The 14,974-nt window shown below is 71.3% G+C and carries 13 protein-coding genes; 4 read left to right on the top strand and 9 right to left on the bottom strand.

Features of this window, described 5'->3' with window-relative positions:
• Nucleotides 1-5: 5 nt before the first annotated feature.
• Entirely contained in the window at nucleotides 6-548 is a 543-nt protein-coding gene (locus PV734_RS34950; RefSeq protein ID WP_319096151.1) for a MarR family winged helix-turn-helix transcriptional regulator, read from the bottom strand.
• Nucleotides 549-666: 118 nt separating this feature from the next.
• On the opposite strand from PV734_RS34950, the gene PV734_RS34955 reads away from it, so the two are divergent.
• Entirely contained in the window at nucleotides 667-1,428 is a 762-nt protein-coding gene (locus PV734_RS34955; RefSeq protein WP_319096149.1) for a DUF4142 domain-containing protein, read from the top strand.
• Nucleotides 1,429-1,522: 94 nt separating this feature from the next.
• On the opposite strand, the gene PV734_RS34960 is transcribed toward PV734_RS34955, so the two are convergent.
• Nucleotides 1,523-2,047, bottom strand: a complete 525-nt coding sequence (locus PV734_RS34960) for a MarR family winged helix-turn-helix transcriptional regulator (protein ID WP_319096148.1) — start codon at nucleotides 2,045-2,047, stop codon at nucleotides 1,523-1,525.
• 171 nt (nucleotides 2,048-2,218) lie between these two features.
• Between PV734_RS34960 and PV734_RS34965 the strand changes: the two genes are divergently transcribed.
• On the top strand, nucleotides 2,219-3,571 hold the full coding sequence (locus PV734_RS34965) for a lanthionine synthetase LanC family protein (protein WP_319293468.1): 1,353 nt from the start codon (nucleotides 2,219-2,221) through the stop codon (nucleotides 3,569-3,571).
• 240 nt (nucleotides 3,572-3,811) lie between these two features.
• On the opposite strand, the gene PV734_RS34970 is transcribed toward PV734_RS34965, so the two are convergent.
• From PV734_RS34970 to PV734_RS35000, 7 genes are all read right to left on the bottom strand, one after another.
• The gene (locus PV734_RS34970; protein ID WP_319293469.1) at nucleotides 3,812-4,483 is read right to left on the bottom strand and encodes a GntR family transcriptional regulator; all 672 of its coding nucleotides are present in this window, start codon (nucleotides 4,481-4,483) and stop codon (nucleotides 3,812-3,814) included.
• Nucleotides 4,484-4,518: 35 nt separating this feature from the next.
• Nucleotides 4,519-5,520, bottom strand: a complete 1,002-nt coding sequence (locus PV734_RS34975) for a proline racemase family protein (RefSeq protein ID WP_319293470.1) — start codon at nucleotides 5,518-5,520, stop codon at nucleotides 4,519-4,521.
• Between the two features lie 54 nt (nucleotides 5,521-5,574).
• A complete protein-coding gene (locus PV734_RS34980; protein WP_319293471.1) occupies nucleotides 5,575-6,471 on the bottom strand; it encodes a dihydrodipicolinate synthase family protein in 897 nt (298 codons plus the stop codon).
• A 114-nt stretch (nucleotides 6,472-6,585) separates the two neighbouring features.
• A complete protein-coding gene (locus PV734_RS34985) occupies nucleotides 6,586-8,004 on the bottom strand; it encodes an FAD-dependent oxidoreductase (protein ID WP_319293472.1) in 1,419 nt (472 codons plus the stop codon).
• Nucleotides 7,988-8,329 (bottom strand): (2Fe-2S)-binding protein, encoded by a 342-nt coding sequence (locus PV734_RS34990; protein WP_319096137.1) that lies wholly within the window; start codon nucleotides 8,327-8,329, stop codon nucleotides 7,988-7,990. Before PV734_RS34990 ends, PV734_RS34985 begins: the two co-directional genes overlap by 17 nt.
• 41 nt (nucleotides 8,330-8,370) lie before the next feature.
• The gene (locus tag PV734_RS34995; RefSeq protein ID WP_319096135.1) at nucleotides 8,371-9,543 is read right to left on the bottom strand and encodes an FAD-dependent oxidoreductase; all 1,173 of its coding nucleotides are present in this window, start codon (nucleotides 9,541-9,543) and stop codon (nucleotides 8,371-8,373) included.
• A 157-nt stretch (nucleotides 9,544-9,700) separates the two neighbouring features.
• Nucleotides 9,701-10,696, bottom strand: a complete 996-nt coding sequence (locus tag PV734_RS35000; RefSeq protein ID WP_319293473.1) for a helix-turn-helix transcriptional regulator — start codon at nucleotides 10,694-10,696, stop codon at nucleotides 9,701-9,703.
• Between the two features lie 163 nt (nucleotides 10,697-10,859).
• On the opposite strand from PV734_RS35000, the gene PV734_RS35005 reads away from it, so the two are divergent.
• Both PV734_RS35005 and PV734_RS35010 read left to right on the top strand, forming a co-directional pair.
• Entirely contained in the window at nucleotides 10,860-11,882 is a 1,023-nt protein-coding gene (locus tag PV734_RS35005; protein ID WP_319096126.1) for a zinc-dependent alcohol dehydrogenase family protein, read from the top strand.
• Nucleotides 11,883-12,344: 462 nt separating this feature from the next.
• The gene (locus PV734_RS35010) at nucleotides 12,345-14,822 is read left to right on the top strand and encodes an MMPL family transporter (RefSeq protein ID WP_319293474.1); all 2,478 of its coding nucleotides are present in this window, start codon (nucleotides 12,345-12,347) and stop codon (nucleotides 14,820-14,822) included.
• Nucleotides 14,823-14,974: the final 152 nt, after the last annotated feature.

The following is a 14,974-nucleotide window of genomic DNA, read 5'->3' on the forward strand; positions in this document are numbered from 1 at the left end:
GGCGCTCAGGGCAGGCGGGGCAGCTCGTCGCGCGCGGAGTGACTGAGGATGCGCAGATCCTCGCTGAAACGGTCCCAGTCCTCGGGCGGCAGCGGTGCCACGAAGTAGCGGCGTATGTTCTCGACGTGCAGCCGGGACGCCCGCACCACGGTCTCCTCCCCCAGCCCGGTCAGCCGCACCAGCCGCCCACGCCGGTCACCCGGATCCTCGGCCCGCTCGACCAGTCCGGCCGCCGCCATCCGGTCGACGAGACGCGTCGCACCACCGGTGGTCAGCACCTGCTCCTGGGCGACGGCCCGCATGGACAGCCCGGGCTCGCCCGCCCGACCCAGGATGAGCAGCACCTCGAACATGAGGTGGCTGATGCCGCACTCCTCCTCCAGGGACCGGCCGAGGATGTACTCCAGCCGGTTCGCCGCACCCTGCAACCGTCCGAACGCCAGCACAAGCGCGTTGTTCGCGGCCTCACGCGGCGACGAGATCTCCGCCCGACCGGCCGCGTCGACACCGCCACCGCCACCGTCGCTCACGCCCTCCACAGCTTCCATGCACCGATCATCCCGTGTCCCAGTTTTGGCAGAGTGCAAAATTTACCCTGAGCAATGATTGAATCCCCTCTCGTTCCCGTACCTCCTGACGTACGAGCCGCTCACATCAGGAGGCACCATGCCCATCTCGGCCAAAACGGCGGGGAACGTGTTCGTGTTCGGCGCTCTGGGTCTGACCCTCACCGCGCTGGCCTACCCGGCCATGGTCGGGGTGCAGAACACGACGAGTTCACCGGACCGCGTCATCGCCAACACCCGGTACGGCCCGCTGACCGAGGCCGACCGGGACTTCGTGGTCAAGGTGCGCGCGGCGGGGCTGTGGGAGTACCCGCTGGGCGAGATGGCGATGGAGCGGGGCACGACCCCGGAGATGAGGGAGGCCGGCAAGCACCTGATCGTCGGTCACGCCGGCCTCGACGACATGTGCCGCAAGATCTCCCCGGAGCTGGGGGTCGTGCTGCCCAACCTGGCGTCGCCGCAACAGCAGCAGTTCGTGGCCACCGCCGACGCGGCCAACGGCAAGGAGTTCGACTCCACCGCCGTCACCATCATGCGGGTGACGCACGGCCAGATCTTCCCGGTCATCGCCAAGACCCGCGCCACCACCAGGAACTCCATGGTCCGCGCCCTGGCCGACCTGGCCAACGACACCGTCCTCGACCACATGACCGTGCTGGAGAACACCGGTCTGGTCAACATCGACCTGGTCAACTTCCAGCAGAGCACGCCACCGAAACTGCCCAAGGACAACACGACCCCGCCGCCGCCCCAGCAGGGCGCACCGGTCGTCGCGCTCACCCCGCGCCCCGACCTGAACATCAACACGGCCGCCCCGGCGCCCACCGGCCCCCCTTCCGCGCCGTCGCCGTCGGCGGGCTGAGAGTCCGGTCCGGAAGACTCCAGCCCGGGAGACTCGGTACCGGCAGACTCCGGACCGGTGTCTCCGGCCGGGATCTCCGATGCCAGGGCGTGTGTCAGACGATCACGGAGTCCACCCAGCCGAGCGGGTGTGTCTCCGTGCCGTCCTCCGCCGGGGCGGGGGGCTCGCCGCCCGCCTCGCTGAACACGGTGAGCGCCTCGACGAGAGCCGCCCGCTGGTCGGGGGCGAGACGGGCGACGATGCCGCAGATCTCGGCCCGCCGCCGAGCCATGACGTCCTCGACCGTGCGACGCCCCTCCTCGGTGAGGCCCAGCTGCGTCTCGCGGCGGTTGTCGGGATTGAGGTGCCGCTCGGCGAGGCCTGCCGCGATCAGCCGGTCGACCATGCGCATCGCGGTGGACGGGGCCACCTGGAGCTGGTCGGCGAGCGTCACCAGCTTCGTGTCCCCGTGGGTGGACAGCACGACCAGCATGCGGAACTGCGGAAGCGTCACGCGTTCCTCGACCGCGGCGAGGGACCGGGCGGAGACCGCCACCAGCAGCCGTGACGCCGTCAGCACCGCACGGGCCACCGCGTCAACATCGTCCATGTCCCCTGCGGGGGTCTCGCGGTCCACCATGGGTCCTTTCTACCGTGCCGAAGTGACCGCCCCCTCCCACCTGGGAAACAGATTGCCTTTCACCCACGACCTCGGGGGCCGAGCGGGAGCGCCTGCGCGACGGTCGGGCGCCTACCGGCGGTGATCCCGCGGTTGTAGCGTGACCGGGTGCCGGACAAGAACTCAAGTGACGTGATCGACTCATCCGACGGGTACCGGGAACTGGGCGAGGCCGCCTGGTCGTGGGTGCTGGACCAGATCCGCGAGGACGACGGTCCGTGGCTGCCGGAGACGGTGGCCGAGGGCCCGGCGGACGGCGGTCCCGACCCCGTACCCGCGAAGGACCGCGACTCCCTGTACGGAGGGATCGCGGGCCTGGCCCCCGTGCTGGCCGAGATCGCCCGCCACCGCGAACCCACCGACCGGGAGCGGTCGTTGGCGACCGGAATCGTGACGAGGCTGTCGGCGGCGGCACGGACCCGGACGGAACCCTCGCTGTACGACGGTCTCGCCGGCGACGTGACGGCGCTGCGGCTGCTCGCGCCGGGCGCGGAGTCGGTCGCCATGCGGCGGCTGACCGAGCTGGCGGCCCCCGACGGCTGGCGGACCACCGTCGAGTTCGAGGCGGACTCCGACGCGCCCCTCAACGACATCATCATGGGCACCGCGGGCGTGGTGCTCACGGCCGTCTGGGCGGGCGGCGAACACGCGGAGTCCATCGCGACGACGGGCTGCGAGGCGCTGCTGCGGGTGGCGCACCGTACGGAGGCCGGTCTGGACTGGGGCATCGGGGCGACCACCGAGTGGCGGGCGCCGAACTACTCGCACGGCACCGCGGGAGTGGCCTCGGCGCTGGCCGTGGCGGGGGCCGCGCTGGGCCGCGAGGACTTCGTCGAGGCGGCCGTCCAGGGAGCCCGGCACGTCCTGTCGGTGGGCTCCCTGGACGACGACGGCTTCGTCGTTCCGCACACGATCCCGCCGTCGAAGCGCGAGGTCGAGCCGGTGACGTACACGTGGTGCCACGGTCCGGCGGGCACCTCGCACCTGTTCTCGGCACTGGCGCACGCGGGCGTGACGGAGGTGTCGGGGCTGGACGTCGGTGAGCTGCGGCAGCGCTGTCTGACCTCGATCCTCACCTCGGGCCTGCCGGAGCGGCTGCGCCCCGGCTTCTGGGACAACGACGGCCGCTGCTGCGGCACGGCCGGCGTGGGCGACGTACTCCTGGACGCGGCTCAGGACAGCGCGGACGCCGGTACCGCGAAGGTTCTGGTGCGCGCGGCCCGGGTGATGGGCGACGCGCTGGTGGAACGGTCCGTGAGGGACGGGGCCGGCGCCCGCTGGCGGTTCGTCGAATACCGCCAGGAGTCCCCGCTGCTGCCCCCGGGCACCGCGTGGATGCAGGGCGCGGCGGGTATCGCGGCGTACCTCTTCCGACTCGCCCGCTTCCTCGACACCGGGCCTGAGGCGGGGGTGGTGGACCGGCCGGACCAGTGGTGGGCGGTCCCGGAGCGGCTGCGCCTCGCGGGCGGTACGGCCGTCTCCTGAGCCCCGGCCGCCCTCGTCGGAGATCCTGGCCCGGCGCGGGTGCGGTGAGGGCGAACTGCCGTCGGAGACTTCGCGGTTGAGCGTACGGTCGTGGATCAGCCGGAGCCTGGGTCGGAGGGGGCGCGGGCGCGGGCGAAGCTCTCGTAGCGTGCGGGCCTGCCCGTGGCGGCCAGGTCTCGAAAGGCATCCGGGGTGCCGCGCCGGTTGACGTCCCCCGACGCGCGGTGGGGGCCTGGCGGCTCAGTGGGCCCAGTCGCCCCGGACATGGCCCAGGTGCCGGGTCATCACGGTCCGTACGCGCTCGGCGTCCCGGGCGATGAGCGCGTCGAGGATCTCCAGGTGCTCCTCGGCGGTCGACTTCAGCAGGCCGCGCTCGGCCAGTGCGGTCAGCCCGTACAGCCGGGACCGTGCGCGCAGGTCGCCGACGACCTCGACCAGATGCTGGTTGCCGGCCAGGGCGAGCAGGCCGAGGTGGAAGCGGCGGTCGGCCTCGACATGGGCGATGAGATCACCGCTCTCCGCCGCGGCCACGCTTTCCTCCGCGTGCGGGCGCAGCGCCTCCAGATCGGCCGGGTCGGCGGTCGCGGCGAGACCGACGGTGGTCGGGATCTCGATCAGCGACCGGATGTGCGTGTACTCGTCGAGCTGCCGCTCGGAGACCGTGGTGACCCGGAAACCCTTGTTGGGTACGGGGTCGACCACGCCCTCCTTCACCAGGTCGAGCATGGCCTCGCGCACCGGGGTCGCCGAGACGCCGAAGCGGGCGGCGAGCGAGGGCGCCGAGTAGACCTCGCCGGGCCGCAGCTCACCGGCGACGAGCGCGGCCCGGAGGGCGTCTGCGACGCTCGCCCGGTAGCTGGGCCGCGACCCGCCGATGCTGGGCAGGGCGGGCCCGGTGCGCTGAGCGGCCATGGGTTCTCCTGGATGGATCTCGGTTCGTGCGATGTTCAGAGTACGAACCCGGCCGGGAACGGATCGTCCGGGTCCAGCAGGTACTGCGCGGTGCCCGTGATCCAGGCGCGGCCGGTGATCGTGGGTACCACCGCCGGGCGCCCGGCGACCTCGGCGTTCTCGACGAGCCGCCCGGTGAACGAGGTGCCGATGAAGGACTCGTTCAGGAAGTCCTGGTGCAGCGGGAGTTCACCACGCGCGTGCAGCTGGGCCATCCGGGCGGAGGTGCCGGTGCCGCAGGGCGAGCGGTCGAACCAGCCGGGGTGGATGGCCATCGCGTGCCGGGACCGGGTGGCGTTCGAGCCGGGGGCCGCCAGGTAGACGTGGTGGACGCCGTTGATGGTCGGGTTCTCGGGGTGTACGGGGGGACCGTCGGCGTTGATCGCGTCCATCAGGGCGAGTCCGGCGGCGAGGATGTCGTCCTTCCGCTCTCGCTCGAAGGGCAGGCCGAACTGGTCGAGGGGCAGGATGGCGTAGAAGTTGCCCCCGAAAGCGAGGTCGTACGTCACCGTGCGACCGTCGGCGAGGGTGGCCTTGCGGTCCAACTCCACCGCGAACGAAGGTACGTTGCGGATCGTGACGGCCTTCGCCGCACCGTTCTCCACCGCCACCTCGGCCACGACGAGCCCGGCCGGGGTGTCCAGGCGGATGGTGGTGACCGGCTCGACGACCGGGACCATTCCGGTCTCGACGAGCACGGTCGCCACACCGATCGTGCCGTGACCGCACATCGGCAGATAGCCGGAGACCTCGATGTAGACGACGCCGTAGTCGCAGTCGGGCCGGGTCGGCGGCTGGAGGATCGCCCCACTCATGGCGGGGTGCCCTCGCGGCTCGTTCATCAGGAAGTTCCGTACGTCGTCCCGGTGTTCGCGGAACCACAGTCGGCGTTCGTTCATCGTCCCGCCGGGGATCGTGCCGATCCCGCCGGTGACGACCCGGGTCGGCATGCCCTCGGTGTGCGAGTCGACGGCGTGCAGGACGAGCTTGCTGCGCATGATCGCGATCCTCTCAGGTTCACTCGGGTCGAAGCGGGCCGGCCGGCCGTCGGCTCAGCCGAGGCCGAGGGCGACGGCCTTCTCGGTGGCCTCGCGGACCGCCGTCTCCTGCTCCGGCAGCAGGGGCATGCGCGGCGGACGGACCGGACCGCCGTGCCGGCCGACGATGTCCATGGACAGCTTGATCGCCTGCACGAACTCGACCTTGGAGTCCCAGCGGTGGAGGGCGTGCAGTTGCCGGTAGAGGGGCAGCGCGGTGACCAGGTCGCCCGCCACGGCGGCACGGTACAGCTCGACCGTCGCCCGGGGCAGGGCGTTGGGGTAGCCGGCGACCCAGCCCACCGCTCCGGCGGTGGCCAGCTCCAGCAGGACGTCGTCGGCGCCGATCAACACGTCGAGCTCCGGGGCGAGTTCCTGGATCTGGTAGATACGCCGGGTGTCGCCGGAGAACTCCTTCACACCCTTGATGTGTCCGGCCGCGTGCAGCTTGGCGAGCAGTTCGGGGGTGAGGTCGATCTTGGTGTCGATCGGGTTGTTGTACGCCACGATGTCGATACCGACCTCGGCGACGGCCGCGTAGTGCGCGAGCACCGAACGCTCGTCGCCGCGGTAGGCGTTGGGCGGCAGCAGCATGACGGCGGCGCAGCCGGCGTCCTTGGCCTGCGCGGCCCAGCGGGCGGACTCGGTGGAGCCGTAGGCGGCCACACCCGGCATGACCCGGTCCCCGCCGATCGCGGCGACCGCCGTCTCGACGACCTTCGCCCGCTCCTCGACGCCGAGCACCTGGTACTCGCCGAGCGAGCCGTTCGGTACGACGCCGTCGCAGCCGTTCTCGACGAGCCAGCGGCAATGGTCCGCGTACGCCGCGTAGTTGACGCTCAGGTCGTCGTTCAGCGGCAGCGCGGTGGCGACGAGGACGCCTCGCCAGACGGGAGTGGGTGTACTACTCATCGGTGCCTCAGCTTTCGGAATTCGGGGGTGGGGAAACGCCCCTTCAGGGGCGCGGGGAACTGCGCGACCAGCCACGACGGACCCGCAGACGAAAAACCGGCCTCAACTTGACGCTCATGGATGCTCGGGCTCCTGTGCCAGCACACCCAGCGGCACCGGCCGTGCGAACGGCCGCCTCGCCGGGCCGGAGGGGCACCCCGCGACCCCGGCGACCCCGGCCGCGCAGACCCGCCCCTGACACCACCCCATACCTGCCCGGGTGAGCAGCTTGACGGTGCGCAGATCCGTCGCCCCCAACTCCTCCACCGCCTCACGGACCTCCGCCGCCGTCACCTCCTCGCAGCGACAGACGACGGTGTCGTCGGCGACCTGTTCCGCCCAGTGGACGGGCGGGGCGTACACGGTGTCGAGGGCGGCGGCGAACCTCCGCAGCCGGGTACGGGTCCGGGCGGCCGTGTCCCGGGCGGCGAGGGGTGGCTCCGCTCCCTTCAGCCGGGCGGCGATCGAGTGTCCGGCGATCTCGCCCTCGGCCAGCGCGAGCACCGCTCCCCCGATGCCGGTGGCCTCACCCGCCGCCCAGACACCGTCGACGTCGGTGCGCTGCTCGGCGTCGGTGATGACGACGGGGTCAGCGGTGGCGTCGATCGAGCACCCGAGGGACTCGGCGAGGTCGGTGTGCGCGAGCATGCCGTGTCCGACGGCGAGGGTGTCGCAGGCGATCCGCCGCCTGGTGCCCGGCCGCACCCGGCCGTGCGTGTCCAGGGCGGCGACGGTGACGGCCTCGACGCGATCGGTGCCGTGCGCCGCGACGACGGTGTGACGTACCGTCACCGGGACTCTGTGGCGAAGCAGTTGGGCAGCGTACTGGGCGGCCTCGACGACCTTCGCCGGGTTGGCGGCGAGCGTCGCGGTGTGCCGTAGAAAGCCGGTGGGGTGCGTGGACTCGACGTACGCGACGACTTCGGCGCCCGCCGCGGCGAGGCCGGCCGCGACCGGCATCAGCAACGGCCCGGTCCCGGCGACGACCACCGTACGGCCCGGCAGCACGAGGCCGCCCTTGAGCATCGCCTGCGCTCCTCCCGCGGTGACCACTCCGGGGAGGGTCCAGCCGGGGAAGGGCAGCACCTTCTCGTAGCCGCCGGTGGCGAGGAGGACCGCGTCGGCGGTGACGGTCTGCGAATCGGTCTGCCCGGGGCCCAGGAGGGCGTGCACGCCGAAGCCCGTGCCACCCCCGAACTCCCGCTCCACGAACCACACATGACGGTCCGCCAGATGCCGGATCCGGCCCGCCGCGACATGCGTCGCCAGTCGGCCCCGAAGTTGCTTCCAGGTGCCCCAGGCGTGGTGCAGGGCCTGAGGCCGGCGTGCCTTCAGCTCGGGCGCGGGCTGCCGGTAGAACTGCCCGCCCGCCTGCGCGCCCGAGTCGAGCAGTACGACCCGTACGCCCCGGTCGGCCGCGGTCAGCGCGGCGGCGAGGCCCGCCGGACCCGCGCCGACCACCGCGAGCGACGACGCGCTAGCCGAGTTCGTCATGGCCGGTGCCCTCCTGGGTGCGGATCGCGTCGCCGGGCGCGGCGGGGACGAGGCAGGCCCGTTGGTTGGGGCGGTCGTTGACGGTGACCAGGCAGTCGAAACAGACCCCGATGCCGCAGAAGATCCCACGCGGCGCACCGCTGCCCCGGGTGCCGCGCCAGGAGGTGATGCCCGCCGACAGGAGCACGGCGGCGACGGTCTGACCGGGCAGTGCGTCGGTCTCGTCCCCGTCCACGGTGACGGTGAACGGAGGACCTGGCCGGGCCCGGGCCAGCTCCAACGGAGTAGTTCTCTTCACCTGCTTCACCTGTCTCACTTGCTTCACCGGTCCCACCTGCTTCACCTTCGTCGGCCTCTTCACGATCCTCACTGCTCCCCGCCGGTGAACCTGTCCGGGCGGAACGGCGTCAGATCGAGGTCGGGTGTCCGCTCCGTCAGCGACTGCGCGATCAGGTGTCCCGTGCCGACCGCGAGCCCGATCCCGGCGCCCTCGTGACCGCACGCCTGGTAGAGCCCCGGCGCCCGGGGATCGGCCCCGATGGCCGGCAGATGGTCCGGCAGATAGGGGCGGAAGCCCAGGTACGCACGCATCGCGTGGACCGTGCCGAGAACCGGGAAGAGGGCCGTCGCCTGGGCGGCCAGGCGGCGCACGACGGGGAGGGAGAAGGTCCGGTCGAAGCCGACCCGTTCACGACTGGCCCCGATCAGCACCGGGCCCCCGGGCGTGCTCTCGACGACCGCGGAGGACTGAAGCCCGGCGTCACCGCTGGCGACATCGGCGACGTAGTCCGCGGCGTACACCTTGTGCCGGACGGTGCCGGGCGGCAGTGGTTCGGTGACCAGGACGAAGCCCCGTCGCGGCAGCACGGGCAGCCGTACCCCGGCAAGCGCGGCGACCTCGCCGCCCCAGGTGCCGGCCGCGTTGACGACGACCGGGGCGTGGATGTCGCCGAGCCCCGCTGTCCGAACGCCGCGCACGGAACCGTCCGGCGCGCGCAGGATGTCCGTGACGGCCGTGCCGGTGCGCAGCTCGGCTCCGGCCCGCCGGGCCGCCCGGACGACCTGGGCGGCGGCGAGGGAGGGCATCACCTGGCAGTCCTGCGGGTACCGGACGCCGCCCGCGAGGCCGGGGGCCAAGTGCGGTTCCAGGGCGGCGAGTTGTCGGGCGTCGACCACCTCGGCCTCGACGCCCGCCGCCCGTTGCCCGGCGGCGAAGGCGGTCAGCGCGGCCATGCCTTCGGCGTCCGAGGCGACGACGATCCCGCCCTTCGCCTCGAACTCGACGGCGCCGCCCATACCGGGTTCGGCGGCGAGGTCGTTCCAGAGGCGGCCGGAGAGCAGCGCGAGGTCCAGCTCGGGCCCCGGCTCCTTGTCGGAGACGAGCAGGTTGCCCTCACCGGCGCCGGTGGTGCCGCCGGCCACCGGTCCCCGGTCGAGGACAAGGGTCCCGAGGCCCGCCCGGGCGAGGTACAGGGCACAGGCGGCACCGACCATTCCGGCGCCGATGACCACAACATCGCAGGTCAGTCGCTTACTCACATCAGTACAATGTCACATGTCTCTACTCTCGCCAAGGGCGCCTGGGTCCGACCCGCGTGAGGGCGGACGCCGGAAATGAGAGCATGGAGCCCTAAACGATAGTGACGTGGATCACTTTCCAGGGGCGCGTATATGCCGCCACGACGATTAGCACTGGTCACAGCTCCGCGGGCGGATGAGACGTTCGGATCGCGGGTGGATCGGATGGCGCGGGTGAACCGATGCCCGTCAGCTGAGGTCGCCGACCTGATGGGGCTGCGCCTTCGGGGGGTTTAGACGTCATCTCATTTGGTGATTCTGCGGTAGCAGAATCACCAAATGAGATGACGTCTAAGGAGGCGTAGACGCCGGTTCCTCGCGTACTCCTCTCCGTCTCGCTCGCCGGACCCGCACCATCTGGCAGTACTGGCACGTCCCGGCTTAGTGTGAGGTCGCCGACGACCGGGTGGTTGAAGCGTTTGGTGCCGCTGCCGTGACGGCGCACGTTGTGGGAGCCCCAGCGGGTGCGGAAGGCGTCACTGCGGGTTGACAGCTCTCCCACCAGGTCGTGGAGGTCCTTGTCGTGCGGGTTGCGGCCGGCCTCAGTACGTAGGACGTCCACGGTCATGTCGGCGATGAGGTCCCAGTCCGGGTAGAAGCGGCGGGCCGCAGGGTCCAGGAACTGGAAGCGGGCCATGTTCGGCGGCTGCGTGCCGCCGTCGTAGATGTCGCTGAAAAAAGCGCGGGCCAGCTGGTTGGCGGCGAGCAGGTCCAGGCGGCCATTCGTCACGAACGCGGGCCCGGCGGTGACAGCGTTCAGGGCCCACTGCAGGGTCTTGGGCGGCACCCACTGTTTGCTGGCGCGCGGCCGTGGCCGGGCGAGCCGGTCGGAGCCTTCTTGTGCCTGGGCGAGATGGAGCAGGTGGGTCCGTTCGACGTCGTCGAGCTGGAGCGCACGGGCGACCGCTTCGAGCACGGCGGGTGAGACACCGGCGAGGTTGCCGCGCTCCAGCTTGCCGTAGTAGTCGACGCTGACGTCGGCCAGTGCCGCGACCTCGCTGCGGCACAGCCCGGGCACACGGCGCCGGGAGCCGGCTGACAGCCCCACCCGCTCCGGGGTGATCTTGGCTCGCCGCGAGGTCAGGAACTCGCGGACTTCGTCACGGTTGTCCACACCCCGACCGTACGCCGCCCGCCAGACCGTAGCGATGTACTGCCAGTACATGCTTCATCAGTCACTGGCTACCCGCGCGGAACGTAGGTTTCCTGGATGGCGTGGCACCCAGCCGCCCGGCCGACGGACACGGCCGGTCCCCCGTATGTAAGGAGCCACCCCCATGCGCGGCGTCGTTATGCACGCCCCCGGCGACTTCCGGGTAGAGGAACGCGAGGACCCGAAGATCCTCGAGCCCACCGACGCGGTCATCCGAGTGGCGGCGGCCTGTGTGTGCGGCTCGGACCTGTGGCCCTACCGTGGGGCCGAGTCCTTCGAGGCGCGCTCCCCGATCGGCCACGAGTACGTGGGCGTGGTGGAAGAGGTCGGCAACGCCGTCACCACCGTCCAGCCCGGCCAGTTCGTGGTCGGCGGCTTCTCCACCTCGGACAACACGTGCGAGAGCTGCCGCGCCGGTTACCAGACCTCCTGTGTCCAGCGCGAGTGGATGAACGAGATGGGCGCCCAGGCGGAGCGGTTGCGAGTCCCGCTCGCCGACGGCACCCTCGTCGCCACCCCGGGCACCCCGGACGAGGACCTGATCCCGAGCCTGCTGACCGCCTCCGACGTCCTGGGCACCGGCTGGTTCGCCGCCGTCGCCGCTCAGGCCGGACCGGGCAAGACGGTCGCCGTGGTCGGTGACGGCGCGGTCGGCCTGCTCGGCGTGCTGGCCGCCCGGCAGCTCGGCGCGGAGCGGGTCATCGCCATGAGCCGACACGCCTCCCGGCAGAAGCTGGCCCTGGAGTTCGGTGCCACAGACATCGTCACCGAGCGCGGCGACGCGGGCGTCGAGAAGATCAAGGAGCTGACCGGCGGCTTCGGCGCGCACTCGGTGATCGAGGCGGTCGGCACCCAGGAGTCGATGCTCCAGGCGATCCGCTCCACCCGCCCCGGCGGCCATGTCGGCTACGTCGGCGTGTCCCACGACGTGACGCTGGACGGCCAGGAGCTGTTCTTCTCCCACGCCCACCTGCACGGCGGCCCGGCCCCGGTCCGCCAGTACCTGCCCCATCTGATCGACCTGATCTGGAACCGTCAGATCGACCCGGGCAAGGTCTTCGACCTCACCCTCCCCCTGGAGCAGGCCGCCGACGCCTACCAGGCGATGGATGAACGCCGCGCCATCAAGGTCCTGCTGAAGCCCTGACACCTGATCCGAACACAGCGGCCGCCCGGCCGGGAGCCGCTCCTGTGCCCTCGCGGCAACGGCACAAGCCGAAGCCGGTGCACAGATGAGTCTCGCCTGGCAGCAACCGCCGCCCGGGCCGTCTGCATCGACGTGATGCACCGTCAGCTCTGACAGCAGGGGCGATCACGGCGGTAGCGTTGCGCCGAGGCCGCCGCCGCTCGATAAGGGCTGGTCAGACGCACTATCATTTTCATCGACGGCCCTCACGCGCGCCACGGCACGGGCCCTGAACACGGTCGTCGGCCATCTGCGGGCTGCGAGCTGCGAGGAAGACGGGGAGTAGTACCGAGGTACTAGCCGGCTGTGCCTGATTCCGTTCCTCGGTACGTGATGGGCGCCCGATACCGCTCCTACGTTGAGATCGCGGGTCAGTCAGGCCCAGCTCACCCAATGATCTCTTCTCCTGGTGGGAGTACTTCCGTGGCCACCTTCCTCTATCGGCTCGGCCGACTGGCCTTCCGGCGACGACGCGTCGTCGTGATGCTGTGGGTCGCCGTTCTGGCCGCCATAGGCATCGGCGCCATGAGTGCGCCCGGCACATCCGCCGGGGCCCTGAGCGTTCCCGGCACGCAATCGCAGAAGGCGATCGACCTGCTGCGGAAGGAGTTCCCGCAGGCCTCCGCCGACGGCGCCACCGCCCGTGTGGTGTTCGAGGCACCCAGCGGGCAGAAGCTGACCTCCGCCGCCAACAAGGCCGAGGTCGAGTCCCTGGTGGCGAAGCTGGAGAAGTCGCCACAGGTGTCGGGCGTCACCGATCCCTACGCCGGCGGCCTGGTCAGCAGGTCCGGCACCATCGCCTTCGCCCAGGTGACCTACAAGGTCGCCCAGACCGACGTCAGCGGCGCGGCACACGCCGTCCAGACCGAGGTCGTCGCCCAGGGTGAGAAGGCCGGTCTGAAGGTGAGTCTGGGCGGCAACGCCGTCGAGTCCAAGGCCGCGAGCAAGGCGGCCGAGCTGATCGGCGTAGGGATCGCCGCCGTAGTCCTGATGATCACCTTCGGCTCGATGATCGCCGCCGGACTGCCCCTGCTCACCGCGATCCTCGGGGTGGCCGCGGCCGTCCTGTCGGTCACGCTCGCCACGCACTTCTTCGACCTCGCCTCGTCCTCCACGACCCTGGCCCTGATGCTGGGCCTGGCCGTCGCCATCGACTACGCCCTGTTCATCGTCTCCCGCTACCGCAACGAGATCCGCGACGGCCACGAACCGGAGGAAGCCTGCGGACGCGCCGTGGGCACTGCCGGGTCGGCGGTCGTCTTCGCCGGCCTGACCGTGATCGTCGCGCTGAGCGGCCTGAGCGTCATCGGCATCGCCATGCTCACCTCCATGGGCCTGGCCTCCGCCTTCGCCGTGGCCGTCGCCGTGGTCATCGCACTGACCCTGCTGCCCGCCCTGCTCGGCTTCGCCGGTATGCGGATCATGAACGGCAGGATGCTGACCCGCCGTATGAAGGCGCTGGAGCGCGGCGAGGGCGAGTCGATGGGGGTGCGCTGGGCAAGGTTCGTCACCCGCAACCCGGTCAAGGTGCTCGCGGTCTCGGTGGCCGCCCTGGCCGTGCTGGCCATCCCCGCGATGTCCCTGCGGATGGCCCTGAACGACGACTCCGGCAAACCCCCCGGCAGCACCCAGCGCATCGCCTACGACACTCTCAGCAAGGGCTTCGGGCCAGGCTTCAACGGACCGCTCACCGTGGTCGTCGACGCCCGGGACAGCGACAGTCCCAAGGCCGCCGCCCAGGACGCGTACACCATGCTGGGCAAGCTGGACGACATCGCGGCCGTCCGTCCGGCCTCGTTCAACCGGGCCGGCGACGTCGCCCTGCTCGGCGTCGTCCCCAAGAGCGCCGCCACCAGTGAGGCCACCAAGGACCTCGTGGGCGAGATCCGCGGCCACGGCGCCGCCCTGCACCAGGACACCGGCGCCGACCTGATGGTCACCGGCCTCACCGCCGTCAACATCGACGTCAGCACCAAGCTCTCCGACGCTCTCATCCCCTACCTGGCCATCGTCGTGGGCCTGGCCCTGATCCTGCTCCTGCTGGTCTTCCGGTCGATCGTGATCCCGCTCAAGGCCGCCCTCGGCTTCCTGCTCAGCGTGGTCTCGACCCTCGGTGTCCTGGTCGCGGTCTTCCAGTGGGGCTGGCTGAAGGACCTCTTCGGCGTCGACCAGACCGGACCCATCGTCAGCCTGTTGCCCATCCTGCTGATCGGCGTCGTGTTCGGACTCGCCATGGACTACGAGGTCTTCCTCGTCTCCCGGATGCGGGAGGAGTACGTCCACGGCGCCGAACCCGAGCAGGCCATCGTGCTGGGGTTCCGGCACAGCGGCCGGGTGGTCACCGCCGCCGCCGTCATCATGGTCTCCGTCTTCTCCGGATTCCTCCTCGACGACGCCGCTCTGATCAAGTCCATCGGCCTGGGGCTCGCCGCCGCCGTGTTCCTCGACGCCTTCGTCGTCCGGATGACCATCGTCCCCGCGGTGATGGCCCTGCTCGGCCACCGTTCCTGGACCCTGCCGCAGTGGCTGGACCGCATCCTGCCGAACGTGGACGTCGAGGGCGAGAAACTGCGCCACGCGCTCGAAGCCGAGCAGGAAGCCGAGCAGACGGCCCCCGCGCCCGTACCCGTACTCGCCGGAGTCACCACGGTCCACACGGGCCCGGACAGCCCGGACGACCGCAGCGCCCCCAACGCCTTCACGGGCGTCACCGCCTCTGATGTCACGGACACGCCGGCACCTGGCCGGCGGACCCCCGGAAAGGCACGCGGACTGTCCGGGCTCAAGCAGCGGCTGGCACGAGGCGGCGGCGACTCCGGTGCCGCCAGTGCCGCCGACACGACGGAGCCGGAGGCGCCGGTCCGCAGGAAGCCGCTGAAGAGCCGGATGCGCGGGCGTTGACCAGAGCGAGCCGTACCTCCGGCTTCCGCACCGGCTCCTGACATGGCGGCCGACTCTCAGCGGCCGCCGCCCCTGCCCAGCCCGTCTCCCCTGCCCAGCCCGCCGGCCCGATCCCCCGGGGCGGGCGGCCTGACATCGTGAAGGGCCCACCC

The sequence above is a fragment of the Streptomyces sp. AK08-02 genome (assembly GCF_033795085.1).
GTDB classification, from domain to species: domain Bacteria; phylum Actinomycetota; class Actinomycetes; order Streptomycetales; family Streptomycetaceae; genus Streptomyces; species Streptomyces echiniscabiei.

Excerpts from the sequence above, each read along its gene's own strand:
- PV734_RS34970 (WP_319293469.1), bottom strand. The coding sequence starts at position 4,483 with ATGGCCGCTCAGCGCACCGGGCCCGCCCTGCCCAGCATCGGCGGGTCG.
- PV734_RS34960 (WP_319096148.1), bottom strand. The coding sequence starts at position 2,047 with ATGGTGGACCGCGAGACCCCCGCAGGGGACATGGACGATGTTGACGCG.
- PV734_RS34955 (WP_319096149.1), top strand. The coding sequence starts at position 667 with ATGCCCATCTCGGCCAAAACGGCGGGGAACGTGTTCGTGTTCGGCGCT.
- PV734_RS35005 (WP_319096126.1), top strand. The coding sequence starts at position 10,860 with ATGCGCGGCGTCGTTATGCACGCCCCCGGCGACTTCCGGGTAGAGGAA.
- PV734_RS34950 (WP_319096151.1), bottom strand. The coding sequence starts at position 548 with ATGGAAGCTGTGGAGGGCGTGAGCGACGGTGGCGGTGGCGGTGTCGAC.
- PV734_RS34985 (WP_319293472.1), bottom strand. The coding sequence starts at position 8,004 with ATGACGAACTCGGCTAGCGCGTCGTCGCTCGCGGTGGTCGGCGCGGGT.
- PV734_RS34975 (WP_319293470.1), bottom strand. The coding sequence starts at position 5,520 with ATGCGCAGCAAGCTCGTCCTGCACGCCGTCGACTCGCACACCGAGGGC.
- PV734_RS34980 (WP_319293471.1), bottom strand. The coding sequence starts at position 6,471 with ATGAGTAGTACACCCACTCCCGTCTGGCGAGGCGTCCTCGTCGCCACC.